The organism is Lactobacillus sp. IBH004, assembly GCF_026185255.2.
GTDB classification, from domain to species: domain Bacteria; phylum Bacillota; class Bacilli; order Lactobacillales; family Lactobacillaceae; genus Lactobacillus; species Lactobacillus melliventris.
On sequence record NZ_CP110217.2, the window covers coordinates 239,164 to 264,463 of the forward strand.

Here is a 25,300-nt window from a genome sequence, read left to right on the forward strand (position 1 = left end):
AGCAGTAATGATTTGGAAGCTATCCGTGACGGGTATTAAGAATAGGCTGAAAGACTATCTGGTATTATTTTCCGGCTTGATTGTAGCCAGCATGATTTTTTATATGTTCTTGTCAATTGCTACTAATCCTGTGTTTATTAGTAAAGATGTTTATGGCAGAGAAGCATACCTGAATTATATTTTTACCTTTGGCATTATTTTGTTAGTAATCATTACATCTGTCTATTTGATTTATGCCAATTCATTTTTGCTGAGCATGCGTAAACATGACTATGGCATGTATATGATGCTTGGAGCCAAAAGCACGCGTATTGGCTTACTCATTTTTTGTGAAACTCTGTTAACTGGTTTCTTGGCTGTTTTGCTTGGAATAACACTGGGTCTAGGGTTGACCACAATAGTTACCAAGGTGCTGGTAGGTAAACTAGGGCTGGAAATTACTCACTATAAGGCAATATTGCCGAGTGCCATAATAGGAACATTGCTTTTCTTTGTTATTATCTTTCTCTTAGGTGCACTGGGCAATATGCGCAAACTTACACATACTCCGGTAATTGATCTTTTACACGAAGATCAAACTCCCATTAATCTAAATCATCATCCAGTTTTACGGGGAATTGAAGCAATTTGCGGTGTACTTTTGCTAGCGATCGGTTATTATGTAATGACTTTACCTGCTAACTATATTTATCTTCTTATTCCCACCGCGTTAGTAACAATTATTGTCGGTTCTTTCTTTGTCTTTAATGGCGTCTTCACGGCTATTATTAATTATTTACTTAATAAAAAATCTTTTTCATATCGTGGCATTAATGAATTTACTCTTGGGCAGTTGAAATTTCGCTTGCAAAGTTACACCAAGGTATTAACTATGATTTCAATTCTGTTTGCCTTGGCTTTAGGTGCAATTACCGTGGGACTTAATTTTGGCTCCATGAAGGATGAAGCGCAAAAAGGGATTTATTATGATGCTACAATTATCAGTCAGACGCCAGCAGTTAAAAAAGCAGAAGCCAAGTTAACTATTACTAATAAGCAAACATATCATTACAAAGAAAAGGGAATGCACCTCTACTTTAACCTCGCGGAATTTAACAAGCAGCCGTTGAAAGAAATGGCAGTTTATTTTCATGACAATCAAGACAATTCCCCCACTTATAAAGTAAAAACGCTGGCTACTGCTAAACTGGATAAACCGCAAACTACGGAAAACAGTATTTTTAGCCAAATGGTGCCTAATGGTCTTCCTAAGAAAATACATCTAGTGTCACCAAAAAGGTGGCAGAGTATTGATGGTCAGAAAAAATTTGTCAGTTATATTAACGTCAAAGACTTTGTCCACGATTTTCCGGTAATCAATCAAATTCAAAAGCAGCAATTGAGGGAAAATCGTAACTACAAAGATACTTACCTTAATTCAAAGCCATACTATTATAGTAATGTGCTCGGCTTTACCAGTGCGTTTGAATTTATGGGCTTTTTCTTAGGAATAGCATTTCTGACTATGCTGGCTTCGACGTTAATGTTTAAAGTTTTAAGTGGTGCCGCTAGTGACAAGGTGCGCTACCAGATGCTACATGAAATTGGTGCTAGACCACGATTATTGCGCAGTTCAATCAGAAAAGAAATTGGTACTTTGTTCACCATGCCTGCTATTTTAGGTATAGTCGATGTTTTGTGTGGTTTACAACTGTTTCGTTCGTTGCTGAAGGCACCTTACCATAATATTTGGATTCCATTCACAATTTTTATTGTTCTCTATTTAGGATACTATTTGTTAACAGTTACTCTATATGAAAAAATTGTACTGACAAATAAATAATTATAAAAAGACCGGATTTTGAAATAAAGTTTCAAAATTAAACTAGTAACTCTTTAATTGGTGGGAATTCACGCAACATCTCATGAAAAAATAAGCAAAAGATGCTTGGACTAATGCTTATTTTTTTCGTCTAGTCGTGTCCTTTTGGATACGATTTTTTAATTGTTCAAATTGTGCAAAATTACCCGGTAAAAAAGACTTTAATTTCACAAAATCTTAATTGGGGGACGCTTTTATCCCTAGTATGCGAAAAATTGGTATAGGTTCCATTATTTAATGTTGGATTGATCTGGATTTATTAGGTAAAAACATCAATAAATTTTTATGCAATTTCAGCTTGTTTTGTTTTGTTGACTTTTATCATTACAATTAAAGTAACAGTGAAGACGATTGCATTAAGTCCTAGGACACCGTACAGGGCATAATTAACGTTGATTGTACCAGCTATGGTGGTAAATAATGTCGTCATTAATGGACCAGCGATTGCCAAGATTGTGTTTAAAAGCCCTGCTGAAGAAGATAATATTTTGCGATCTACGGAGACAACCAACCATTGCATTAACTTAAGACTGCTTTACGGCGAGTAAATCAACTGGAAAATATTTTTTCTTTGCGGAGGTTCAGTCCGAGTTATCTTTTAAAAAGCAAAAAAGCGATCCAGCTGGATCGCCCTAGACGCTTAGTACGCCTCTTTTGCATGCGAAAATCGCACTTTATTTCTTCTATAACAATTATAACACAAGAACACATGATAGAATATAAAAGTACGTCTTTCAACCCTCCCTGAAAGGAGGTGATTGCATGGGAAAGGTCGTACTTTTATTTCTTCTAACTTGTTTACTACTATCTATCCTAACGCCTGCACTGCGAGAGCTAGGAAAAGATCTTGATAAATTAGCAAACTTTCTCGATAAGTTAGCTAATTTGATTGAAAAGATTCTTCGGATATTTATGTAGTAATCAACAAAGGGGTGGGATTTTTCTCCCGCCTTTTTTATATTTGTCATATCTAGCTTATTTGTGGCAAATATAACAATTTTACTAATAAAAAAACAATTATATTATTTATATAAATAACGAAGATTCTTCGAAAATGAATAAATAAAAAAAGGCAAAGTTATTACGTGAATTATATGCTGAGCCAACTTTGATAAATTAGAAAGATGCGAAAGATGTTTGTAAGTTAAGTGGGAATCTAAAAATAGGGTCTAAAGTAGATGATTGTTTCTATGAAGGATTTGTAGATGGATTATTTATAAAGTTTAAACCGAGAAAAAATAATTGAGAAAAAATTATAAAGATAAGCAAGTTTTCTATAAAGGGAGATGCTTTAAAAACTAAGTATTAAAATATGTTAAAGAAAAAAGGTAGCTTATTAAAAAGTTGGTAGCGCTAACTATAATTAAGTTAAAAGGTGGTCTGCTTGAAGGAGCTGAACAGAAAGTTTGGTGATCTTGATGCAAAAATTAAAAAATATGCGCATTGGACTAATAGAACTTTGTGCGACACTCATTATTGGCGGTTTGATGATAATTGCTGGTATTATTTTAGGATTGGATATAGCTTCTTTAATTATTAAGTTATTTAGCGGTTTAATAAAACCAAATGTGCCGAATTTTAACGTCATTAACAGTTTTCTGCGGATCAATTCGGGCATGCAAGTCGTTATGTTACTGGCGGTTCTAATAATGATTGGCGGTATAGTAGTAACTTATAACCTAACCAGAACAATTTTAAAAAGTGTAGCTGCAAAAGAAGATGCACCTGCAATTTTTCAAAAACATTTAGGACTAAGAATAATTGAAATGGTTTTAGGGTTGGTACTAATAGTAACCGGCTATTTTATACTAAATTTGCCTAGTCAAAATCTGTTTAATACTTTATTGGCAGCCTTTGTCACAATTGTGTCAGGTACTTATTTACTTTGCCACTCGTTATTAAGCTTGGTACCTACAACTTGGTTTAGCAAAATTAAGTTAGCTAAAGGAAAAACGCTGCTGAGACTTCATCATTATGCCAGTGTTTTTACTATCATTTCCATACTCTTTGCCTTGACTATGGGCGCTCTGGCTTTAAGTCATGACTTTAATGCCTTTTCTCAAGATATTAAGAGGGGAACTTATTATGATGGCGTAATTGTCAGCAATACCGCCAATATTAAAAACGATGTTGCTCAACTAAAAATTAAAAAGCAGCAAACTTACCATTATAAAGAAACAAAAGGGCACTTTTATTTTGTTCGTAATGAATTGGCAAATAATCCAATTAAGTATGTCAAAAGCACCGGTAGACGCAATTTTCAAGTCAAATCTATTAAGTTAGACCAATTGAATAAAAATTCTCTAGCAGATGACAGTTTTCGTGAACTCGTTCCCAATGGTTTTAAAAATAAAGTAATTGCACTTCGTTCAGCTGCAGAATTAAGTAAGATTAAAGGTAAAACTAAATATCTGACTTTGGTGCAGTTAAACAGTTTTGATAGGGATTGGCCATTTCTACTAAAAATTGAACATAAACGGGCTCAAAGTAATCTTGCTTATAGTCACCTCTATAGTAACTCTAAGGCTGCTACTTATCAGCTGATTTTGGGGATGAGTAAAGAAATGAAGATCTTGGGCTACTCACTGGCGTTTGTATTTGGTGCAAGCCTGATTGCGATCTTGATAATAGCAGTCAAAGCTGCTAAACGAGATCAGAAATTTACGAATGAAAGACTGGCTCAAAGAACATGGCAGAGCAAAACAGGGCTTTTATTCTTTATTCCCGCAATATTTGGGGTCTTTGATGTTTTGTTTGGCTTAAGATTTTTCAATCAGGTTTTGCCAACAGCATATTATGAAGTTTGGCTGCCAATAGTATTAATGTTACTGGCTTATTTTGCTATTTATCTGCTAACAGTAATGCGGCATCACAAAGTTGAGTTTTAAAAATTTAGACAATGGAAAAGCACGCTAAAGAGCGTGCTTTTTTCAGTTTCTTTAATTAATGAAAGATAATGCCTAAAATTAGTCCGCAGACTTGCATTAATTGAAACCAAAACAAGTTTTGCGGTGCTAAATCAAAAGTTGTGGGTACTCTGTGCTTGACGTTATCTTCATCAACCCAAAAAGCCATATCCTTGGTCTGCTTCTGCCTGAATGCCTGCACGTTTTTATAGAGCTTCGGCAAAGTTACAAAAATTAATAGTTGCCAAATGGGTAAAAGACGGAATATGACGCTGATGGCAACTATAGCAAATGGGGCCAGAGTTAAAAAGCTGAATAAGTTTAAGGAATTCTGAACTCCAATGTATGAAGGTAGGGTGTGACGGCCATTAGCCAAGTCCTGCTTCAAATCGCAGGTATTGTCCGCCAGCATTGTCGCCGCGTTAAAGAATGCTTGCGGTAAAGCTACCCAAAAAATTAATAATAGATTGGCTAAGTTGCCTCCGACACTAAATTGCGGCCAATCAAAATTCAAATAGGCTAATTGGGTTACGGGAGAATTGATGTAAACCGCTAAGAACATAATTCCCAGCCCTTCGAATAAGCCGGCAAGAATTTCGCCTAGCGGTACTCTGGAAAAGGGAACGGGCCCGTAGGTGTAAAATACGGCTACAAAAAGTCCGGGGGCACCGATCAGTAAAATAAAAAGATTGGTTCGCACAGTTAGCCAAATTCCCAAGACTGCTGCAATTAAAAGTAGGCTAAGCATAACCGCCATTGCAGTTGCTGGCGATAAATTGCGCTTACCGATTAAATTGTGTTCTTTTTGATAGTCCCGGCTTTTGGCTAAGCGATAATCTTGCACGTTATTAAAACCAGTAACAAATAAAGCGATCGCCCCCTGAGCAATTAAATATATTAAAGAATTCTGCCAACTAAAAGTATGAAAATAAAAATAAGCAAACAGTATTCCTAATAAATACGGCATTAAGCTGTTTAACTTGGTATTAAGCCGCACCAGTTCAAAAAAATCAGTTATTGTGAAATGACTGTACTTCGTTTTAGCTTCCATTGAATTTTCCTTTCAGAACATCATTTAACAGAGAAAAGTTAATTACTAGTCAGCTGATAACCATTACCTGAAAATAATTTGAATTTATTTTTCAAGCCGGAAGTAATATATACTTTTTTCTTTTTGGTGATAAATATTGCTTCTACACCAGGTTTATGTTCCACATAGTCGTAGCCTTTTTTCAAACCGCGATTAAATACAGCAGTTGAAAGGCCATCGCCAGTGGTTGAACGCTTGGCAATAATTGTGACACTTAACAAGTTGTTTTGACAAGGGTAACCTGTTTTAGGATTCATTAAGTGGCTATAAACTTTATTACCGACTTTGAGGTATCGTTCATAAATACCTGATGTTACTGCAGTTGCATTCTTTTGCGGTAAAGAGCCGATGGCATCACCACGCGCAGCGCTGGGATCCTGAATACCTACCGTCCAGTTACTGTTATTCGTAGGAGAATTGCCCATAACATAAACGTTTCCGCCTAAATCAATAATCGCGCTGGTCACACCATTTTTTTGCAAAACTTTCATGACTTCATCAGAAATAAATCCTTTGGCCATGCCACCTAAATCGAGCATCATTTTCTTTTTCTTAAGAAAAACAGTTTGTTTCTGATCATCAAAAATCACATTATGATAATTAACCAGCGGCAGCCGCTTTTTGATTGTGCTTGCTTTGGGCTTATGGGCGTCAGGAAAGCCAATCCGCCATAAACTGGTAATTGGTCCGATTGTTAAATCAAAGGTTCCAGCGGAAATTTTGCTGTAATGATAGGCGTCTTTACACATACGGTAAATAGTAGGGGTAACTTTGACCGGTTTAATTCCGGCATATTTGTTAATTTTGTCTATTTCACTGCCTTTTTGATTAACGGTAGTTTCAGTGGCTAACTGTTTAATGCGCTTAAAACCCGCTTTTAAGGCTTTTTGCTGGTGTTTATTGTAAATTTTAATGGTGCAAACTGTTCCCATTAGAAATTGAGTATCTGAAGTGGGGGTAGTGGTAACAGCGGTTTTGGCCGGTGCTGTGTCTTTACTCTGAGTTGAGCAAGCTGTCAGGTTGAAACTTGCTAATAGTGATACGAGTATCAGCAAAAACTTGTTTGTTCGCTTCGTCATATAATTTATTTCTCCTAATAAAAAAGAGCGGCTAAATGTCACTCTTTTTGTGATTAACTAATTATATTTTTATTCTTGATAAACGATATTGTCAACATTGATGGTTCCGCTTTTACCTTTTTGAGCGGCATTAATTAGTTGTTCAGCGTAAGCAATAAATGAATGAGAAGATTCTGTTGCTCCTGAAACAGCTTGTACTTTTTCAGTATTTCCTTTAGCTTTGATGAATTCCTTTTGTAATTTTGGAATGTATTCTTTAGGACCAACTTTGTTAACCTTCTTCATTTGCTTTTCATAAGCAGCATTCTTGGTCTTAGAAACTCCCTTTTTATTAACTTGGTCATAAGTAAAGTCACTGATTTTACCCTTTTTAATTACCATAGTTAAAACTTGACGATAGCCGTGACTATAATTCTTTTCAGCTAATTTATATGTACCATCTTTCATCTTCTTATTATTATTGATGTGAATGGTGGCTGTATCACCTTTTTGAGCGGCTTGAGTTAGCTGGTTAACATAGTTCTTTAAAGTATTACTGGAACTAGTGGCTCCAGTAACAACTTGAATAGCGCTCGAATTAGCACCATTTGCCGCGAATGATTTTTGTAGTTGTGGGATGTATTCCTTAGGGCCAATCTTTGCTTGAGAATACTTCTTCATTTGTGATTCATATTTAGTATCCTTTGCCTTTGACTTGCCGTTCTTGTCTACATTGTCATAGCTAGTGTCTGTAACCTTGCCACCTTTAACAGTCATAGAAACCTTTACTTTATAGCCATTGAAATAGTTGTCTTCTACTAATTTGTAAACACCGTCTTGCAGTTTACCACCGGCAATTTGCTTAGGAGCTTTCTTTTTCTCAACTTTGCTTACCTTTGGCTTAGAATCGCTTGAAGAACTTTTCTTAGCTGTTGTTGAACAAGCACTTAATAAAAGTGTAGAGAGTGCCAGAATGGCAGTACTATATATTAAATTATTCTTTTTCATAATATCTCCCTCAGTAATAATAAAAGATTATAACATTGTGTACGTGTTCACTTACTATAATTATAAGATAGAGCTCTACTTTGTGCAACTACAAAATATGAAAGCGAAAACTTATAATGATAGCAATTAAATCGTATAAGTAAAATATTACGAACATAGTTTGTGAAAGTGACCACTTTACCATAGTCCAAAACACTAGTATAATATAATATAACTAGTATATTCGCATTAAGGAGTGTTAAAAGTGGCTGAAACAAATATTGTAGTTATTGGCGGCGGCTATGGTGGTCTGTATACGACTAAGCACCTTGCCAAGAAATTAAAAAAGCGGCATGATATCAAAATCACGCTGATTGATAAAAATCCTTATATGACTATGATGACTTCACTTCATGAAGTTGCGGCTAACAGGGTAGAAGCCAAAAGTTTGAAATATGATCTGCAACGTTTATTTTCGCGGAGAAAAAATGTTGATGTTGTAACTGACAATGTTACCAAAATTGATCAATCTGCCAAAAAAGTTATTGGCGATAACGGCAGTTATCCCTACGATTATGTCATATTAGCTATTGGTTCGCAGCCTAATGACTTTAATACTCCTGGTGTTAAAGAAAACGGCTTTGTTTTAGGCAATCTGGACGATGCAGAGCAATTACGTGACCACATTGATATGATGGTTCATTTAGGTTCTAAAGAACGCGATCCTGAAAAGCGGGCACAGTATCTTAACTTTGTCGTTGTTGGTACCGGGTTTACTGGCACTGAAATGGCCGGAGAATTAAATTCTTGGCGTGGTGATTTAGCTAAAAAATATAACCTGCAAAAAGATGATATCAAGATAACCATGATGGAAATGGCACCAACGGTTATGAATATGCTTGATCGCTCTGATGCTGATAAGGCAGAAAAATATCTCTTAAAACAAGGTGTAGAAATTAAAGTCAATACTGGCGTTGTTGGTGTTCATGAAAATTATATTGATCTTAAAGATGGTTCAACATATCCGACCAGAACTTTAATTTGGACTGCTGGTGTTAAAGCTGTTGATACTGCTAAAAACTTTGGTTTTGAGACTGGCAGAGCCGGCAGAATTATAGTTAATGAATATTCCCAAATTCCAACCGATCCCCATGTTTACGTCATAGGAGATGTTGCTCTTTATGATGCTAACGGTAGCGGCCGTGGTGAACCACAAGTGGTTCAGGGAGCTGAATCTGCTGGTAAGTGTGCTCTAAGAAATATTTTGAGTCAGATTAACGGCGGTGAACCCGTTAAGTTTAAAGGCACCTATTCAGGATTTATGGTTTCTTTAGGGCCTGCTTGGGGTGTGGCCTCTCTTGTTAACACTTTCCATCTGAGCGGCTTTTTCGCAATCTTAATGAAAGACATAGTGGACATGATTTACTTTATGGAAATCTATTCTGGTCACTATCTCTTCCATTATATTATGGATGAATGGTTCAGAATTAAGCGCCCAACTTTATGGCGCGGCAATCTTAACCGGTATGGCAATGTCTTATGGACTGTACCTTTGAGAATTTACTTAGGCTTAATGTGGTTAGTAGACTGCTGGTATAAAGTTCAAGGTAGCGGCTCCTGGTTTACCAACAAATTGCAATTGCATTTTCCATGGCTTGTGCAAGCTGCAACCAGTGGCGCTTCACAGAAAGCTGCCGCTACTACAGCAGCAAGCGGCAAGGCAGCGACTTCTGCTGCTCCTGCACTATTTTCTCTAAACTATGACTATGGTCACTCACCAATGGCTGTTTTTGATAAAATGCCAAACTGGGTACAATCAATGACTAAAGTCATGATTCCTAACAAGGATGCGGCATTAGTTGCTCAAAAGACAATGACGTGTTTGGAAATTGCATTAGGAATTATGCTGGTTTTAGGATTATGCACGTGGTTTGCCGGTGGCATGAGTGCAATTTTTGTAGCTATTTTCTGTTTATCAGGAATGAACTATTGGGTAAATGTTTGGATGATATTTGCGGCAATAGCAGTTATGAATGGTTCTGGTAGAGCATTTGGTCTGGACATGTGGTTTGTTCCATGGCTGGAAAAGAAGCTTACTAAGCTGAGATATGGTATCTTGAAACCAATTTATCATGTCGATAAAAACGGGGTAAAGAACTAACAATGGTAACTCTAAAAAGTCCTATGGTTTTATCTGTAAGACTTTTTTAGTTTTATTGTTAGTGAGGTAATACATGAAAATTTTAAAGAAGCTTAAACTTGGTGATTTTTTAATAATAGTAGTTTTATTAATCATTAGTTTTACTCCTTTTTATATGTTGCACAATCAGGAAAAAGCTGACGATCAAATTATAGGAATCGTCAAAATTAATAATCGTGAAGTGAAAAGACTTTCTTTGGCTAAAGATCAGAAATGGCGTTATCAAAAAAATGGTAGAATTAATATTGTACAAATAAAAAAGCACAAGATTCGGGTAATTGATGCCAATTGTAAGGATCAAGTATGTGTTAAAGAAGGCTGGAAAAGCGAAAGCGGGGATACAATAGTCTGTCTGCCACATAAATTTTTAATTGAGTTAAAAAATAAAAATCAAATTGACGATAATAAATAGATTTAAATATTATGACTGAAACAAATAATTATTTACGCACATATGTGTTTACAGGAATTCTATGCTCACAAGGAATTATTCTTAGTGTTGTTGAGCAAATGTTTCCTTCGCCCTTTTTCTTTGCACCTGGTGCCAGGCTTGGTTTAACTAATATTATAACGATGATCGCATTAATGATTTTACCTTTTAATAATTGTATTTTACTGACATTTTTGCGCCTGGTGCTAACTGCTCTGATGACAGGAGGTACTGGTACCTTTTTATTTGCTGCAGCAGGGTCATTTTTAAGTCTGTTTTTAATGAAATTATTTTTACCGCTGGTTCCCAGATTTATCAGCATAATGGGGGTATCAATTCTTGGCGGCGTATGTCATAATTTTGGTCAATTATTAATTGCAGCGCTGCTAGCACATAGTAAATATGTTTTATTGTATCTGCCTTTATTGACAGTATTCGGAATTCTTTCTGGAACAATAGTTGGTCTTGTCAGCAGCTACTTATTGCATTATGTTGATGCATTGAGTTTTATCAAAGGAATAATTAATAAAGGTAATTAACATGTCAAGGCTAGAAAAAGAGTTACAGCAAGTCCAAAATACAATTCAAAAAAATATCCGGACGCCAAAAGGTAAACTGGGAGAAGCAGTCAGATATGCGTTTTCTAAGCCTGGCAAGCAATTACGTCCTAGTTTCGTTCTATTATTTGGAGAAATGGGCGAAAGCAATAGGGAACAGAAATTAATTAATATTGCCGGTTCGATTGAAATACTGCACAATGCCACTCTAATTCATGACGATATCATTGATAATTCAAATGTTAGAAGAGGCAGGGCATCGGTCCAGGCTAAATATGGTAAAACTATAGCATTATATGCCGGAGACTTCTTATTTGCTTTGTCATTACAACTGCTAAGTGAAAATACTTCAAAGATAACGAACTTGCGTGCAAACGGCAGCACTATGCAAAAAATACTTGCAGGTGAAACCACTCAGTTTGGTAATGAATATGATATTACAATTACGGAAGAAGAATATCTTGAACAAATTCGGGGCAAAACGGCTAGTTTATTTGGTTATGCCTGCTATATTGGTGCTCTTGAAGGTGGGCTTAGTAAAAGACTGGCCAGAAGTGCTCAGCAAGTAGGTCTGCTATTTGGTCAAGCATTTCAATTGCGAGATGATATATTAGATTACACCGCTTCTACTGCTGAATTAAAAAAGCCGGTATTATCAGATGTAGTTAACGGTGTTTATACTGGGCCGCTAATTTTTGCACTGAAAAAAGATTCTTCTGGTAAATTGAAAGATTTAGTGAAGAAGGGTAAGAAACTCAATTCTGCTCAGCTAGAGCAAATTGACCTTCTGGTGAGTGAATTAGGTGGAATTAGGCATGCACAAAATTTAGCAAATGACTTTACAAATAGCGCATTGGCGCTACTTGAGAAAAATTTTGCTAAATATCCGGGATATGAAAAGGTCGCTGATATTGTCCGTAAAATGCTTACCAGAAATTGTTAATTATAAAAAAAGAGGTTGACTTAATGTTTGCTATGACCTCCAAATTAGGAGTCAAAACAGTTCAACCTCTTTTATTTTGATGAAAATATTTAAAAGTTAGCTAAATTAATTGTTAATTTTAGATCTATGCCTTTTTAGGTTTACGAGTGAAACCAAATATGACTTGTAAAATCACCAGAACGCAGTAAGCCAGCAGCATGTAAACCAAAAGGCTAATGTCTGCTCTAGTGGAAGCAAACCAGTACCACTGATTCCCTTCAGTACTATAGATTAAATCAGCCAGACCTATTAAAGCTAAAATCAAAACATTAATAATTGCAAAAATCCATAAGTTGCCATTTTCATGTTTAGCAACATATATAATCGACCAGGCTGCTGACCATATTCCCCAAAGACCGGTAGCAGCAATTATAATCCAGTAAAAAACCGTAGCAAACATATTTATGCCTCCTCAATAATTCTATTTTACCATAAAGCTCACAAAATCACATGTTTATTTGGCACTATTTATGATGGTGATTAATCAACAATTTTTTCTAAGAATAAATTTAATAGAAAAGTCTTAAAGCTTTGCTAAAAATAATTGTAAATTTATCTTGACATGCTAATGTTCTTTTTTTATAATTCTAAGTATTAAATTAAATTTTGGGAGGTGATTTTAATGAAAGCTAAATATTTAAATATGCGAAGTAATGCTAAAAATATTGTTGCCCAAAATTTAATTGCCTTGTTGTTGTCGCGTAGGACTTAGCTTGAATAGATTACTTCTAGTAATTTTACATGTTGAGCCCTTGTTTGCGTCTAATGAATGGGGCTTGACTAATAACTAATTTAAGCCTCATTCATTAAGTGAATGAGGTTTTTGGTTACCAAGCTATTTATAAGGAGAAAATGATGAATAAATTTTCAAAGAGAATGTTGCGTGTCCTGACGTTGGGAATGGCTGGCTTAGCGTTAGCAGGCTGTTCAGTAGCAAAAAGCGGGGGAGGCAAGGGTACACACCAAGATAAAGATACAGTCAAAGTCGGGATTAATATTGAGTTGTCTGGTACAGCTGCCGGCTACGGCAGTGCTGAAAAACAAGGTATAGTTCTAGCCGCTTCTGAAATTAATAAGGCTGGTGGAATTAACGTCAATGGGCATAAGAAGAAGCTTAAGTTGCTTATCCGTGATAACAAGTCCTCAATTGCTACTTCGGCTTCAGTCGCTGCACAATTGGTAACCAAGGATAAAGTGGCTGCAGTTGTAGGGCCAGCTACTACTAACTGCGGTACGGCAGAAATTCCTAATGTTACCAAGGCTTCTGTTCCCTGCGTTAGTCCATCCGCAACTGATCCAAACTACACTAAACAGAAGGACGGCAAAGTGCAACCTTATGCCTTCAGAGCCTGCTTCCAAGATACATTCCAAGGAAAGAGCGCAGCTAAGTTCGTCGACAATAAGCTGAAAGCCAAACGGGTAGCTGTCTATGCTGATAACTCCAGTGATTATGGTACAGGTTTAGCTAAAGCCTTCAAGGAAACTTATAAAGGCAAGATTGTAGACAGTCAAACATATTCTGCCGGTGATAAAGACTTCAACGCTGTTTTAACTTCATTTAAATCTAAGAAGATCGATGCTATTTATGTACCCGGCTATTACACAGAGCTTGGTTTGATCATAAAGCAAGCACGTCAGATGGGTCTAAAAGCTCCAATCGTTGGTGGTGACGGCATGTGTGATCCTAAATTAGTTCAAATAGCAGGTGCTAAAAATGCAACTAATATTTATTACACCACGCCATTTTCAACTAATGTAGCTGCTAAAAACCCAGATTCAAAAGCTGCTAAGTTTATCAAAGCATACAGAGCTCGTTACCATTCAGAAGCGCCAACGTTTTCAGCTTTAGCTTATGATGCAGTTTATTTAGTAAAAGCGGCGATTGAGCAACAAAAATCTGATGATTCCGTTAAAGTTGCTGCAGGTCTGGCTAAGATAAAAGACTTTGATGGTGTTACCGGTAGAATTACCATGGATAAGTTCCATAATCCTGAAATGCCAATCGCTATTGAAAAATTGACTAATGGTAAAGTAAGCGACTCATTTCGTGTTGAGTAAATAAAAATAAAAGGAGTGCTTAAATTTGCAAACAGTTTTACAGCAAATCATTAATGCCTTGTCACTGGGATCAATTTATGCCTTGCTGGCATTAGGCTACAGCATGGTTTATGGCATTATTAACTTAATTAACTTTGCTCATGGCGATATTTATATGTTAGGTGCATTCTTTGCCTACTATGTGATTAATGCTTGGCATTTTAATTTTATTACAGCACTGCTTTCTGCAATGATTATTGGTGCAGTTTCCGGTGTAGTGATTGAATATTTTGCTTATCGACCACTACGTAAATCACCTCGAATAGCAGTATTGATTACGGCTATTGGCGTTTCATTCTTACTGGAAAATGGTATGTCATATTTTGTAGGTTCAAATGCTCGCAGTTTTCCGCAAGTAATTGAACAGGTTAATTACAATATTGGTGGGGTACAGATTTCAAACGTTCAAATTTTGATTTTGGCTACTGCCTTGATTTTAATGGTTTCATTACAATTGATTATTCAAAAAACTAAGATGGGGCGGGCGATGCGTGCAGTTTCTGTCGATCCTGCTGCAGCTGAATTAGTTGGTGTTAATGTTAATCATACAATATCATTTACCTTCGCTTTAGGTTCTGCCTTAGCTGGGGCTGCAGGTATTTTAATTGGAATGTATTATAACCAAATTGATCCTTTAATGGGAATGACGCCTGGTATTAAGGCGTTTGTGGCTGCCGTGCTTGGTGGAATTGGTTCAGTACCTGGAGCATCTCTTGGTGGCTTCTTAATCGGAATTTTAGAGACATTTTTCCAGTCAATTGGCTTGTCGGCATATAAAGATGCAGTCGTTTATCTGGTATTAATAGTTATTTTGCTTTTCTTACCTGCTGGCATTTTTGGCAAAAATACTAAAGAGAAGGTGTAGGTGGCAAAATGAAATCGAATTGGAAATACATTTTGTCGTGGCTGTTATTAATGGTAGGTGGATTTTACCTAATCAATGCGCTGATAATGGTTGGCGTCATAGATGATTTTATTGAAAACATGCTGGTCACGATTGGAATAAATATTATCTTAGCAACTGGCTTGAACCTGATTATCGGCTTCAGTGGTCAATTTTCTCTGGGTCATGCCGGTTTCATGGCAATTGGAGCATACGCTACTGCGATTATTACTCAACGCATGAGTAGCGAAGCTGGCTTTTTAATCTCAATGCTCGTAGGTGTGCTGATAGCCATTGTAATTGCAGCAATTATTGGGACGGCTACCTTCATTCGCTTAAAGGGTGACTATTTAGCAATCGCAACTCTAGGAGCAGCTGAGATTATTCGGAATGTCATTAATAATTTGAAAATTACTGGTGGAGCAGCCGGATTGTACAATATTCCGCAATTATGTTCATGGCCTACTGTTTATATTTTAGTTTGTGTAACTACAATTATCTTGACGAATTTTATTCGTTCGAAAAATGGTCGGGCAATTAAAGCTGTGCGGGAAGATGAAATAGCTGCTGAAGCAATGGGAATTAATACTACTAAATGGAAATTAGCTGCTTTTGTCTTAGGAGGAGCAACAGCTGCAATTGCCGGCAGTCTCCATGCTTCATTCTTACAAACAATCTCACCTTCAAACTTTGGCATTATGGAATCAATCTCTATCTTAGTTATTGTTGTTTTGGGTGGTGTTGGCAGTATGACTGGCACATTTGTAGCAGCAATCGTTTTAGGCGTTTTAGACACCGTTTTACAAAGCTTTGGTGCATTAAGAATGGTGATCTATGCTATAGTTTTAATATTAATCATGATTTTCAAGCCATCGGGACTTTTAGGTAACTGGGAATTCTCCCTTAAAAATTTAACCCGCCACTTCGGTAAAAAGGAAAGGAGCTAGATATGCCACACTTATTAGATGTTGACCACGTAGTGCGAAAATTTGGTGGGTTGACTGCCGTTAATGATGTTTCACTTCATCTGGACAAGCACGAACTAGTTGCCTTGATTGGCCCTAATGGTGCTGGTAAAACCACACTGTTCAACTTGCTAACCGGCATGGTGCAAGTTACTAGCGGAAAGATTAATTTACAAGTTGATGATCAAAATTATGATTTAACCCATAAAAGCGCAGTTCAAATTGCAGATTTAGGCTTGTCCCGGACATTTCAAAATATTCGCTTATTTAAAGACTTAACAGTAATGGATAATGTTTTAACTGCAATGACAAATGAATATAAGGAAAACTTTTTAACAACGGTTTTTCGCTTACCGAGTTTCTATAAAACCGAAAAGGAAATGAGGGCAGCCGCACAAAAATTACTGGCAATTTTTGATTTGACAGAAAATGAACAAACTCTAGCTAAGAACTTGCCCTACGGGACGCAAAGACGTCTAGAGATAGTTCGGGCATTAGCAACACATCCGCAAATTCTTTTCTTGGATGAACCGGCGGCGGGGATGAACCCTGAAGAAACGGCAGATTTAACTAACCTTATTAAGTATATTCAAAAAGAATTTCAAATCACGGTTTTGCTAATTGAACACGATATGTCTTTGGTCATGAACCTGGCGGAAAGGATCTACGTACTTGATCAAGGTGAAATACTAGCTACCGGATCACCTGAAGAAATCAAAGCAAATCCTAAAGTTATAGAAGCATATCTAGGAGAGGGTGATGACTAGATGGCAATGTTAGAAGTTCGTGACCTGTCTGTAAATTATGGTGTTATTCAGGCTGTCAAGAATGTCAGCTTTGAAATTAACCAAGGTGAAATTGTAACCTTGATTGGTGCAAATGGTGCTGGCAAATCAACTATTGTTAAAACCATTTCTGGTTTACTTAAACCTAAAAGCGGTCAAATTTTTTACCTTGGAAAAGAAATAGATCATAAAAGTGCACCACAAATTGTGAGTGCAGGCATTTCACAAGTAGCTGAGGGTCGTCATATCTTTGCTGGCATGACTGTAATGGAAAACCTGCAAATGGGTGCATTCTTACAAAAAAATCATGACGAAGTTTCTAAGACGTATAAAGAGATTTTTGAGCGTTTCCCAATTTTGCAAAAAAGACGAAGTCAGGATGCTGCCACTTTATCCGGTGGTGAACAGCAAATGTTGGCAATGGGACGTGCCTTAATGGCCAAACCTAAATTGTTACTACTTGATGAGCCTTCAATGGGTTTATCACCCTTATATATTCAAGAAATTTTTAAAATTATTAAAGAACTAAACGAAAAAGGTACGACTATTTTGTTAATTGAACAAAATGCTAAACAAGCATTGTCAATTGCAGATCGGGGTTATGTATTGGCTACCGGTGTAGTGCAACTAAGTGGTACCGGTCAGGAACTATTAGCTAACCCAGAGGTGCAGAAAGTATACTTTGGCGGTTAGTACATAATAAAACTGTTGTAGTGACTGTGAGAGTAATTCATTATTAATTCACACGTTCAAACGCATAAAGTTTACTTAAAATTCTGAGGAGGTAATTTTGATGACAACGAAATATTTAAACAAACAAAACAATATTAATATCTTTCAAATTCAGAATTTAGTTGCCTTGTTGTTGGAGCGCAGGACTTAACGTGTATGAATTACATTATGTAATTTAAAAGCAGTTAAGCCCTAGTTTGCGTGTCAATGATTGGGGTTTAACTAATTAATAATTTGAGCCTCATTCATTGAATTGAATGAGGCTTTTTGGTTGGCATTTTAATTAATTTTAGAGAGTAAAGGAACTAAAAGATGGATAATATTAGTGGTATTAAAAAAGTAATGAGTGTTGTTGTTACTGGTGTGGCGGCTTTCATGCTGGCAGGCTGTACTGTAGCCAAAAGTAGTGGTAATACTGGTACTAAACAAGATAATAAAACTGTTAAGATTGGCGTTAACATGGAATTGTCTGGAGCTGCTGCTGGCTATGGCAATGCTCAAAAGCAGGGAATTGAACTAGCCGTTAGTGAAATTAATAAAAAGGGCGGCATTGACGTTAACGGTCAAAAGAAGAAAATTAAGCTCATTGTGCGTGATAATAAAACAGCAATTGCCACGTCTGCTTCCGTTGCGGCTCAATTAACTAATAAAGATAAAGTTGCGGCAATAGTGGGCCCCGCCACTACTAATGCGGGTACAGCCGAAATACCTAATATTACTAAAGCAAAAGTGCCAAGTGTCAGTCCTTCAGCGACGGATCCGAATTACACTTTACAAAAGAATGGCAAAGTACAGCCATTTGTTTTTAGAGCATGCTACCAAAATAACTTTCAAGGTAGCAGTGCTGCCAAGTTTGTAATGAATAACGTTAAAGCAAAAAGAGTAGCCGTTTACAGTGATAACTCAAGTGATTACGGCAATGGTCTGGCTAAAGCATTTAAGAAAGCATATAAAGGTAAAATTGTTGATAGTCAAACTTTTTCAGAAGGTGACAAGGACTTTAACGCTGTTTTAACTTCGTTTAAAGCAAAGAAGGTTGATGCTATTTACGTTCCTGGTTATTACACTGAAGTGGGTTTAATCATTAAACAAGCACGTCAAATCGGAATTAAAGTGCCAATTATTGGCAGCGATGGCATGGCTGATCCGAAACTGGCTCAGATAGCTGGAGCTAAAAACGCAAGCGGAATCTACTACACAACACCATTTTCAACTCAAGTAGCTGCTAAAGATCCGACAGCTTCTAAATTTATGCAGAATTTTAAGAAGCGTTACCATGAAGAAGCACCAACTTTTTCAGCTTTAGCTTATGATGCTGTATATATGATCAAGGAAGCAATCGAAAATGAAAAATCTGATGATTCAGCCAAAATTGCTAAAGGGTTAAGCAATATTCAAAACTTCATTGGCGTAACTGGCAAAATTAATGTTGATAAAAACCATAATCCTGAAAAGCCACTAGCAGTAGAGGAATTAATCAATGGTAAAGTAGGGAAAACTTTTAAAACTGAATAATTTTGTTAAAAAAATAATAAAAGGCTCACATTTTGATGTGAGCCTTTTTGTTTTCAAAATATTAGCCTCATGAATTTGAGTACTTCATTCTTAAAACCTGGTATTTTCAATAATCGTATAATCTCGTTGATCGTATCGGTTGCGACTAATCGAATATTCAATGGGTTTGCCATTAGTTAACCAGACTATTTGTTCCAGTTCAAGCATAGGGTCATCTTTCTTAGCTGCCAGATATTTCTGATCATATTCATCAGACTTAGTAGCTTTGATTTTGCGATACGCATGACCAAATTTTAGCTTTAAGTTTTGGTGAATGTAATTATATATGGATGAATGCAAAATATCAGTATTTAAGTTGGGAACTAAATTGACTGGCATATAAGTATGCTCAATGACAAGGGGATTATCATCTACAAGTCTTAGTCGAATGATATTATAAACCGGGTCAGAGCTAGTCAAATTAAGGTTTTTTTGAATTTGCTTATTAGGGAAACCAACAGAGAACTTAATAATTTTACTTTTAATATCATCTGTTTTCATCAATTCCATTAAGCCGGTAAATACATTGGCCGGGGAATCAATTTTGCTGCGAATAGGGATAGCACTCGATACAAAAGTGCCTAAACCAGACTGCTTATAAATTATCCCTTTTCTCTCCAAGCCGTCTAAAGCTTTTTTGACGGTTAATCGACTAACTCCTAGTTCATTAGCTAATGTTTGTTGATTAGGTAACAAGTCCCCAGGTTGATAGGTGCCAGCTTTAATTCTACTAACAATAGTTTGGACAACTCCTAAATATTTTGCCTTTGCCATCCTTTAGTCACCACTATTCTTAAAATTTTTTGATTTTTATCATAAAAAAGATGTCACATTTAAGTTTAGCATTATTTGTGACATCTTTTTACTTATTTATTTGATACTTGTTCTTGTTCTTGCATTAATAACATTTTATCGTACTTCTTTGCAAACGGCCAATAGACGGCTGTTGAAATTAGTAATGTGCAGGCCTGCCAAATAGCCATCTTCCAACCGCCTATTAAGAATCCGGAAATAACTGCCGGTGTTGTCCACGGTGCCGCTACTCCGTTAAGAGGAGGTACAATTCCCAGTTTGATTACGAAATATGTTGAAGCTGCCACTATTACTGGCGTTAAGAAAAATGGCACAGCCAGCATAGGATTCATCACGATTGGTATACCAAACAAAAATGGTTCATTAATATTAAAAATACCAGGAACTAGTTCCAGTTTACCAATTGATTTTAGTTGTTCAGATCTTGCTGCTACTAAACAAAATACGATCAAGCCAATTGTTATTCCTGAACCGGTCAAATTAATGAAGTTGTTATAAAACTCATTAGTAACAATATGAGCACCATTGGCAAATGTCAATTTTCCTGCCGCAAATAGTCGAGCATTGTCAGCAGTATTGGCTTGTAGCATTGGTGCAACTAAAGAACCCATGATCAAGCCACCATGAACTCCAAAGAACCAGAAGAACGGAACTAAAAATCCGATTGCCAGCGCTCCACCAAATGAGTCTGATATTCCTTGCAGTGGGATTTGTAATGTGTTGTAAATCCAGTTTAAAAAGTCGGTGTGTGCAAACGAACTGAAGCCTGCAAAAATTAACATTGCTCCAATGAGAATAATCCCAGCTGGAATCATTGCAGTAAACTGATTGGATACTGCGGGTGGGACAGATTCGGGCATCTTGATAGTCCAGCCGGCTTTCATAATTTTGCTGTAAATCCAGCCAACAAGTAATCCGATAATGATAGCGGCAATCATCCCGTCGCCACCGAGCCATTTGGTATTAATAACGCCAGTAACCGGTGACTGCAAAAATGCTTGTAAAGCATGTGGTAATTTGTCAATGTTTTCAGTAACGGCCTTACCAGTCATGATTGTAGTATTACCATTAGTAATTCCGCCAGCCAAAGCAGCTTTGAGGGGATTATCTATACTTAAATTCTGTAACATGATAAATACAGCTGCAGAAGTTAAGGCAGGTGCTAAAGGTTCAAACTTTTCGTTTTTAACGTAGACATAAGCTATACCAATAGCTGCCCATAAACCCATCAACTGAAAAGTAGTGTTATTTGCCTGAGCAAAGAAAGCACCCCAGCCTGATGCATTAATTGCATTAGCAACTGCAGGGATTGGAATATTGCCGAGAATTAAAAATATTGACCCGATAATGATAAACGGTAGTGAATAGACCATACCATTTTGTAAGGCAACTATTGCTTTAGTGTTAACGAATTTCATTATTGGAGGCAATATCTTTTTGTTAATAAAGGCACTGAAACCTGATTTTTCTTGATTAGCCATTATAATTCATCTCCATTATTTTTAAATGTTTTTTGGAACCAATAAAATGATTTTTTGGGTACTCTTTTTAAATCTTTTAAATCATGATTTGATCTATTGACGTAAACCGCTCCGTAGCGCTTTTCTATATCGCCCTGAGAGCTGGGAATATCTATTAACCCCCAGCCTAAATACCCTAAAACTTGAGCGCCATCTATAAAAATTGCATCTTTCATAGCCTTGATGTGCTCTTTGTGATAGTTGATACGTTGATCATCCTGAATCATGTGTTGCCCGTCCCACTTTTCTCTCAGGCCAATGCCATTTTCAATAGGAAAAATCGGAATATGGTAGTGATTGTACATAGTAGTGATCGCATTTCTAAAGCCAAGGGGGTCGATTGTCCAGCCCCATTCATTCGTCTTAACGTATTTTGCCGGTACACCACCTTGTAATAAGTAGCGGTTAGGTGCTTCACCTTTTAGAAGATGATCACTTGATAACACCCATGAAGAATAATAAGAAAAAGCGAGGAAATCAGCTTGTGCCTTTTTCATATCAGCTATGTCTTCTTCAGTTATGTCCATATCAATGTCATTGTTTTTAGCATATTGTAGGACTTCTGGGGAGTAACCCCGACCCGTATCAGCATCATAAATATTAAAATTCAAAAATTCTTGCACTTGTTTAGCTGCCCAAACATCTTCGGGCTTGCTGGTCTGCGGGTAAATTTGTTGGTAGGCTAACATACCGCCAATCTTGACATCAGTAAAGTTTTCATGAATGTAGTTGGCTAATTTTATGTGACACATCATTGTGTGGTGAAAAATGGTATACATGTCAGATAAGCTTTTATCGCCATTTTGGTATCCAGAAATATTGAAGGCTTGGTCTTGGAAATATAAGTTATGCTCATTGAATACAATCCAGTATTTAACGCGATCAGAGAAATGTTCAATCATTTTTTTGCCAAATCTGATAAAAGCATTAACAACGTGTTTTGAAATAAAACCATTGTATGCTTGCGCTAGTTTAAGCGGCATATCAAAATGATAGAGACAAACCATTGGCTCGATTCCTCGCTCCAGCATAGCGTCAATTAAATGATCATAAAATTCGATGCCCTTCTCATTAAATGCACCATCTCCGTCCGGACAAACTCGTGACCATGAAATTTGAATACGATACATATTCATATTCATTTCTTTCATAATATCGAGGTCTTCTTTATATCTATGATATTCATCGATTGCCACATGCCAATCTGACGTGTTGGCAGAAGGCTGACGAATATCATAGACTGATAAACCTTTTCCATCTTCGTTCCAAGCACCTTCAGTTTGCATACTTGAAACAGAATTTCCCCAAAAAAAGCTTTTTGGCAACTTTCTTTGTTCTTTCATTCAATCGCACTCCTTTTATGTAAGTGTTTACAAATTACGAATAAAGTATATATCTTTAAAATAATAAAATCAATATTTTATTTATAAAAATATATACTTAAAAGTAAAATAAAAAATACTTCGAAAAAATTTCGAAGTATTAAATAGAAGTTATTAAAGCTTTTGTGCTACTACTGAAAAGGTTAATGGCACTTGCGGTAAATTTGTTGGTTGTATCCAGCCTTCTTGGTCTTTATCATAGATTAACGAAGGTAAAGACTGCCAATCACTAACCTGATGTTCTCCGATATTTTTAATAGTCAAACCAGCATTAATTAATGTATTAATAATTTCTGCAAAATCATGCGCCCAATTATGATTAGTTTGATGTTTAATTTTTCCAGTAGAATTTGGGGTATATGAAGCATCTGATTCATAGGTATTTTCAGTGCCACTAAAGTAATTAAACTTAATTTCCAGTCCAGCATTATCCAGTGCAAACAGTAGTGGATGATTATCGCGAATCATAAAAATACCACCGGGCGCTAATAATTGCGCAATTGATTGTGCCCAAGACTTTAGTTCCGGTAGCCAGGTAATCGTACCGGCACTTGTTACGATTATATCAAATTTACCTGTTTTTTCTGGTAAAGCTTTGGCGGCATAACGGGCGTCACCTTCTACATAGGTGATTGGAGTATTAGCCTCATTAGCTAGCTTGCGAGCATATTTTAAAGCTACAGGTGAAAAGTCAAGGCCATATACATCTTTAGCACCTAGACGTGCCCAGCTAAGAGTATCATCACCAATGTGGCATTGCAGATGAAGTAGTCGTTTGTTTTTAACCGTATTATGAGATAAGTATGGCTTGAATACGGCGAAGTCACGCTTAACAGTTGTAGTAACGGCACTTTTATCTTTAACAAACTGAGTGAGATCGCCATAGCCACCATTTGCATGTACAACAGCACGGTCATTCCAGTTGTTTAAATTGTCAGTGATTTCCGAGTGCTCATTTTCTAATTGCATAAATTTTCTCCTATAATTAAAGAAAATACTACAGTTTCAGTTTGTCATATGAAACAATTTTCATTTCTTTATCCGTCATATTCATTATGGTAATTGAAGCGTTACGAGGCCGCTTTTTAATTTCAAAATCTCCGTAGCGATCAGCAATGCTGTGGATGGTAAAGCCATGAGTAACAAGTAAGATGTTTTCTGCGCCATCTAACTGGCTAATTAATTTAAAACCTTTATCTAGTCTTTGCCAATACTCATGGGCATTCTCAGCGTCATGAAACGGGTCAGCTTCTTTAATCCAATCTTTAACAGTGTTTAGAGATTCATTTTTAAGCATTTCTGCGTGGCTGGTGTAACCATGTGGGCCGCTAATCATTTGCCAAGCAGCATCCGAATCCATACCTTCAAAATAGCCGTAAAAATGCTCACGGAAAAATGGGGTGGCAATGTGCTGAATTTTATCATGATTAATGTTGTGCTTAATAATAATATCGCAAGTATCACTTGCTCTCTTAAGATCACTTGACAAGGCAATATCAAAAGGAATGTCTTTCAAAACTTTTCCCACTTGTTCTGCGCCTGCTATTCCTTTTTCTGTTAGTGGTGTGTCACACCAGCCCTGCATTTTGTTATAGCGATTAATATAGGTTTCACCGTGACGCACAATATATATTCTTTTCATTTTACTCCTCGCAAATTTTTAACTTATTTCCCGTATAATTTTTCAACCTTGGCAACATCAACGGGTTCAATTGAGTAGAGCGAACCAGTTGGATACATTACCGAAACGCCATTATTATGTTTAAGACCTATTGCATGTCCCAATTCATGTTCAACAGTATTAAGAATGCGTTGATACGTATAATTATATGGTGAGAAATTTTGTAAATAATAAATGTTTAGCCTGGTTAAAGCAGAGTACATAATCCCGGTTTTAACGTAATAATGAAAGGTAGTATAACCGGCATAGTTCGTGTTGGGACTGTAAATCTGCTCTATCACAATCTTAGCATTTTTCTTGCTTTTAGCTTTGGTAAAAGTAAAAGCTTCAGTATCATTCCATGCTTTAATCGCGTCATTAGTAGCGGAAATCAGTTCTTGATTGTCATTAAGATCAATGTAGACCGAAGCTGTGGGCTTTTTCCAGCGCCAAGAAGTTGCAACAGCGACATGCTTTTTTTTAGCTTTTTTGTATTTTTTAGTTTTCTTTTTAGCCTTTTTAGCGTAAATAGTCTGCGAAGACCAGTTAGTTAAAGGGTTATCAGCAACGGGAGTTATTGCACTTCCAATTGTCAGAATTGCAACTAGTGCACACGCTAATTTAGAGAAAAAATGACGAAAATTTTTCATACTTTAATCACTCCATTATCTTACATTATATAAGAAAAATGGTGAAAGTATCATATTTTACTAACTTTAGCATATTAAATTATAGTCATAAACTGCCTAAATTATCTTAATTGCCCCTATTTTACTGGTTGAAAAAATAAGTGCAGGATTTTAATATAAACCGATTTCATGGTAAAATAGAATGCAAG

General features: G+C 36.4%; 23 protein-coding genes. 12 read left to right on the plus strand and 11 right to left on the minus strand.

Annotation, left to right across the window (positions count from 1 at the left end):
* Positions 1-7: 7 nt before the first annotated feature.
* Positions 8-1,822 (plus strand): FtsX-like permease family protein, encoded by a 1,815-nt coding sequence (locus LDX54_RS01135; RefSeq protein ID WP_265667121.1) that lies wholly within the window; start codon positions 8-10, stop codon positions 1,820-1,822.
* 322 nt (positions 1,823-2,144) lie between these two features.
* On the opposite strand, the gene LDX54_RS01140 is transcribed toward LDX54_RS01135, so the two are convergent.
* A complete protein-coding gene (locus LDX54_RS01140) occupies positions 2,145-2,381 on the minus strand; it encodes a hypothetical protein (protein WP_265667120.1) in 237 nt (78 codons plus the stop codon).
* An 898-nt stretch (positions 2,382-3,279) separates the two neighbouring features.
* On the opposite strand from LDX54_RS01140, the gene LDX54_RS01145 reads away from it, so the two are divergent.
* On the plus strand, positions 3,280-4,749 hold the full coding sequence (locus tag LDX54_RS01145) for a hypothetical protein (protein WP_265667119.1): 1,470 nt from the start codon (positions 3,280-3,282) through the stop codon (positions 4,747-4,749).
* Between the two features lie 55 nt (positions 4,750-4,804).
* Here LDX54_RS01145 and LDX54_RS01150 read toward each other — a convergent pair whose 3' ends face one another.
* The 3 genes from LDX54_RS01150 to pplA all read right to left on the minus strand — a co-directional run bounded on the left by LDX54_RS01150 (position 4,805) and on the right by pplA (position 7,923).
* On the minus strand, positions 4,805-5,818 hold the full coding sequence (locus LDX54_RS01150) for a UbiA family prenyltransferase (protein ID WP_265667118.1): 1,014 nt from the start codon (positions 5,816-5,818) through the stop codon (positions 4,805-4,807).
* Between the two features lie 38 nt (positions 5,819-5,856).
* On the minus strand, positions 5,857-6,936 hold the full coding sequence (locus LDX54_RS01155) for an FAD:protein FMN transferase (protein WP_265667117.1): 1,080 nt from the start codon (positions 6,934-6,936) through the stop codon (positions 5,857-5,859).
* A gap of 69 nt (positions 6,937-7,005) precedes the next feature.
* Positions 7,006-7,923, minus strand: coding sequence for an extracellular electron transfer flavoprotein PplA (pplA, locus tag LDX54_RS01160; RefSeq protein ID WP_265667116.1), 918 nt, complete (start codon positions 7,921-7,923; stop codon positions 7,006-7,008).
* Between the two features lie 244 nt (positions 7,924-8,167).
* Here pplA and LDX54_RS01165 point away from each other — a divergent pair, with 244 nt between their 5' ends.
* The 4 genes from LDX54_RS01165 to LDX54_RS01180 all read left to right on the plus strand — a co-directional run bounded on the left by LDX54_RS01165 (position 8,168) and on the right by LDX54_RS01180 (position 12,032).
* A complete protein-coding gene (locus LDX54_RS01165; protein WP_110445502.1) occupies positions 8,168-10,063 on the plus strand; it encodes an FAD-dependent oxidoreductase in 1,896 nt (631 codons plus the stop codon).
* 73 nt (positions 10,064-10,136) lie between these two features.
* Complete coding sequence (locus LDX54_RS01170) at positions 10,137-10,514, plus strand: NusG domain II-containing protein (protein ID WP_046324196.1); 378 nt, start codon at positions 10,137-10,139, stop codon at positions 10,512-10,514.
* A gap of 11 nt (positions 10,515-10,525) precedes the next feature.
* On the plus strand, positions 10,526-11,071 hold the full coding sequence (locus LDX54_RS01175; RefSeq protein WP_046324197.1) for a Gx transporter family protein: 546 nt from the start codon (positions 10,526-10,528) through the stop codon (positions 11,069-11,071).
* Position 11,072: 1 nt separating this feature from the next.
* Positions 11,073-12,032, plus strand: coding sequence for a polyprenyl synthetase family protein (locus LDX54_RS01180; protein ID WP_198202271.1), 960 nt, complete (start codon positions 11,073-11,075; stop codon positions 12,030-12,032).
* 124 nt (positions 12,033-12,156) lie between these two features.
* Here the strand turns inward: LDX54_RS01180 and LDX54_RS01185 are convergent, their stop codons facing one another.
* Positions 12,157-12,471: a hypothetical protein gene (locus tag LDX54_RS01185; RefSeq protein ID WP_046324199.1), complete on the minus strand. Its 315-nt coding sequence runs from the start codon at positions 12,469-12,471 to the stop codon at positions 12,157-12,159.
* A gap of 455 nt (positions 12,472-12,926) precedes the next feature.
* On the opposite strand from LDX54_RS01185, the gene LDX54_RS01190 reads away from it, so the two are divergent.
* The 6 genes from LDX54_RS01190 (at position 12,927) to LDX54_RS01215 (ending at position 19,048) form a co-directional block, all read left to right on the plus strand.
* Positions 12,927-14,129, plus strand: coding sequence for an ABC transporter substrate-binding protein (locus LDX54_RS01190; protein WP_122037203.1), 1,203 nt, complete (start codon positions 12,927-12,929; stop codon positions 14,127-14,129).
* A 25-nt stretch (positions 14,130-14,154) separates the two neighbouring features.
* Entirely contained in the window at positions 14,155-15,033 is an 879-nt protein-coding gene (locus tag LDX54_RS01195) for a branched-chain amino acid ABC transporter permease (protein WP_110445506.1), read from the plus strand.
* An 8-nt stretch (positions 15,034-15,041) separates the two neighbouring features.
* Entirely contained in the window at positions 15,042-15,998 is a 957-nt protein-coding gene (locus LDX54_RS01200; protein WP_265667115.1) for a branched-chain amino acid ABC transporter permease, read from the plus strand.
* A 2-nt stretch (positions 15,999-16,000) separates the two neighbouring features.
* Complete coding sequence (locus tag LDX54_RS01205; protein WP_174794828.1) at positions 16,001-16,783, plus strand: ABC transporter ATP-binding protein; 783 nt, start codon at positions 16,001-16,003, stop codon at positions 16,781-16,783.
* A complete protein-coding gene (locus LDX54_RS01210; protein ID WP_110445509.1) occupies positions 16,784-17,494 on the plus strand; it encodes an ABC transporter ATP-binding protein in 711 nt (236 codons plus the stop codon).
* A 381-nt stretch (positions 17,495-17,875) separates the two neighbouring features.
* Complete coding sequence (locus tag LDX54_RS01215; RefSeq protein ID WP_198202352.1) at positions 17,876-19,048, plus strand: ABC transporter substrate-binding protein; 1,173 nt, start codon at positions 17,876-17,878, stop codon at positions 19,046-19,048.
* A gap of 90 nt (positions 19,049-19,138) precedes the next feature.
* Here the strand turns inward: LDX54_RS01215 and LDX54_RS01220 are convergent, their stop codons facing one another.
* From LDX54_RS01220 to LDX54_RS01245, 6 genes are all read right to left on the minus strand, one after another.
* Positions 19,139-19,861 (minus strand): GntR family transcriptional regulator, encoded by a 723-nt coding sequence (locus LDX54_RS01220; protein WP_265667114.1) that lies wholly within the window; start codon positions 19,859-19,861, stop codon positions 19,139-19,141.
* Positions 19,862-19,953: 92 nt separating this feature from the next.
* Entirely contained in the window at positions 19,954-21,381 is a 1,428-nt protein-coding gene (locus LDX54_RS01225; RefSeq protein ID WP_110445511.1) for a PTS sugar transporter subunit IIC, read from the minus strand.
* Positions 21,381-22,763, minus strand: coding sequence for a glycoside hydrolase family 1 protein (locus LDX54_RS01230; RefSeq protein WP_265667112.1), 1,383 nt, complete (start codon positions 22,761-22,763; stop codon positions 21,381-21,383). The genes LDX54_RS01225 and LDX54_RS01230 overlap by 1 nt, the downstream gene beginning before the upstream one ends.
* A 153-nt stretch (positions 22,764-22,916) precedes the next feature.
* Positions 22,917-23,771, minus strand: a complete 855-nt coding sequence (locus LDX54_RS01235) for a class I SAM-dependent methyltransferase (protein ID WP_265667111.1) — start codon at positions 23,769-23,771, stop codon at positions 22,917-22,919.
* A gap of 28 nt (positions 23,772-23,799) precedes the next feature.
* Positions 23,800-24,444, minus strand: coding sequence for a histidine phosphatase family protein (locus LDX54_RS01240; protein WP_265667110.1), 645 nt, complete (start codon positions 24,442-24,444; stop codon positions 23,800-23,802).
* A 23-nt stretch (positions 24,445-24,467) separates the two neighbouring features.
* Complete coding sequence (locus tag LDX54_RS01245) at positions 24,468-25,112, minus strand: matrixin family metalloprotease (RefSeq protein ID WP_265667109.1); 645 nt, start codon at positions 25,110-25,112, stop codon at positions 24,468-24,470.
* Between the last annotated feature and the right edge of the window lie 188 nt (positions 25,113-25,300).

Coding starts and splice junctions, on each gene's coding strand:
- LDX54_RS01135 (WP_265667121.1), top strand. CDS start 8: ATGATTTGGAAGCTATCCGTGACGGGTATTAAGAATAGGCTGAAAGAC.
- LDX54_RS01140 (WP_265667120.1), bottom strand. CDS start 2,381: ATGCAATGGTTGGTTGTCTCCGTAGATCGCAAAATATTATCTTCTTCA.
- LDX54_RS01145 (WP_265667119.1), top strand. CDS start 3,280: ATGCAAAAATTAAAAAATATGCGCATTGGACTAATAGAACTTTGTGCG.
- LDX54_RS01150 (WP_265667118.1), bottom strand. CDS start 5,818: ATGGAAGCTAAAACGAAGTACAGTCATTTCACAATAACTGATTTTTTT.
- LDX54_RS01155 (WP_265667117.1), bottom strand. CDS start 6,936: ATGACGAAGCGAACAAACAAGTTTTTGCTGATACTCGTATCACTATTA.
- pplA (WP_265667116.1), bottom strand. CDS start 7,923: ATGAAAAAGAATAATTTAATATATAGTACTGCCATTCTGGCACTCTCT.
- LDX54_RS01170 (WP_046324196.1), top strand. CDS start 10,137: ATGAAAATTTTAAAGAAGCTTAAACTTGGTGATTTTTTAATAATAGTA.
- LDX54_RS01175 (WP_046324197.1), top strand. CDS start 10,526: ATGACTGAAACAAATAATTATTTACGCACATATGTGTTTACAGGAATT.
- LDX54_RS01180 (WP_198202271.1), top strand. CDS start 11,073: ATGTCAAGGCTAGAAAAAGAGTTACAGCAAGTCCAAAATACAATTCAA.
- LDX54_RS01185 (WP_046324199.1), bottom strand. CDS start 12,471: ATGTTTGCTACGGTTTTTTACTGGATTATAATTGCTGCTACCGGTCTT.
- LDX54_RS01190 (WP_122037203.1), top strand. CDS start 12,927: ATGAATAAATTTTCAAAGAGAATGTTGCGTGTCCTGACGTTGGGAATG.
- LDX54_RS01200 (WP_265667115.1), top strand. CDS start 15,042: ATGAAATCGAATTGGAAATACATTTTGTCGTGGCTGTTATTAATGGTA.
- LDX54_RS01205 (WP_174794828.1), top strand. CDS start 16,001: ATGCCACACTTATTAGATGTTGACCACGTAGTGCGAAAATTTGGTGGG.
- LDX54_RS01210 (WP_110445509.1), top strand. CDS start 16,784: ATGGCAATGTTAGAAGTTCGTGACCTGTCTGTAAATTATGGTGTTATT.
- LDX54_RS01215 (WP_198202352.1), top strand. CDS start 17,876: ATGAGTGTTGTTGTTACTGGTGTGGCGGCTTTCATGCTGGCAGGCTGT.
- LDX54_RS01220 (WP_265667114.1), bottom strand. CDS start 19,861: ATGGCAAAGGCAAAATATTTAGGAGTTGTCCAAACTATTGTTAGTAGA.
- LDX54_RS01225 (WP_110445511.1), bottom strand. CDS start 21,381: ATGGCTAATCAAGAAAAATCAGGTTTCAGTGCCTTTATTAACAAAAAG.
- LDX54_RS01230 (WP_265667112.1), bottom strand. CDS start 22,763: ATGAAAGAACAAAGAAAGTTGCCAAAAAGCTTTTTTTGGGGAAATTCT.
- LDX54_RS01235 (WP_265667111.1), bottom strand. CDS start 23,771: ATGCAATTAGAAAATGAGCACTCGGAAATCACTGACAATTTAAACAAC.
- LDX54_RS01240 (WP_265667110.1), bottom strand. CDS start 24,444: ATGAAAAGAATATATATTGTGCGTCACGGTGAAACCTATATTAATCGC.
- LDX54_RS01245 (WP_265667109.1), bottom strand. CDS start 25,112: ATGAAAAATTTTCGTCATTTTTTCTCTAAATTAGCGTGTGCACTAGTT.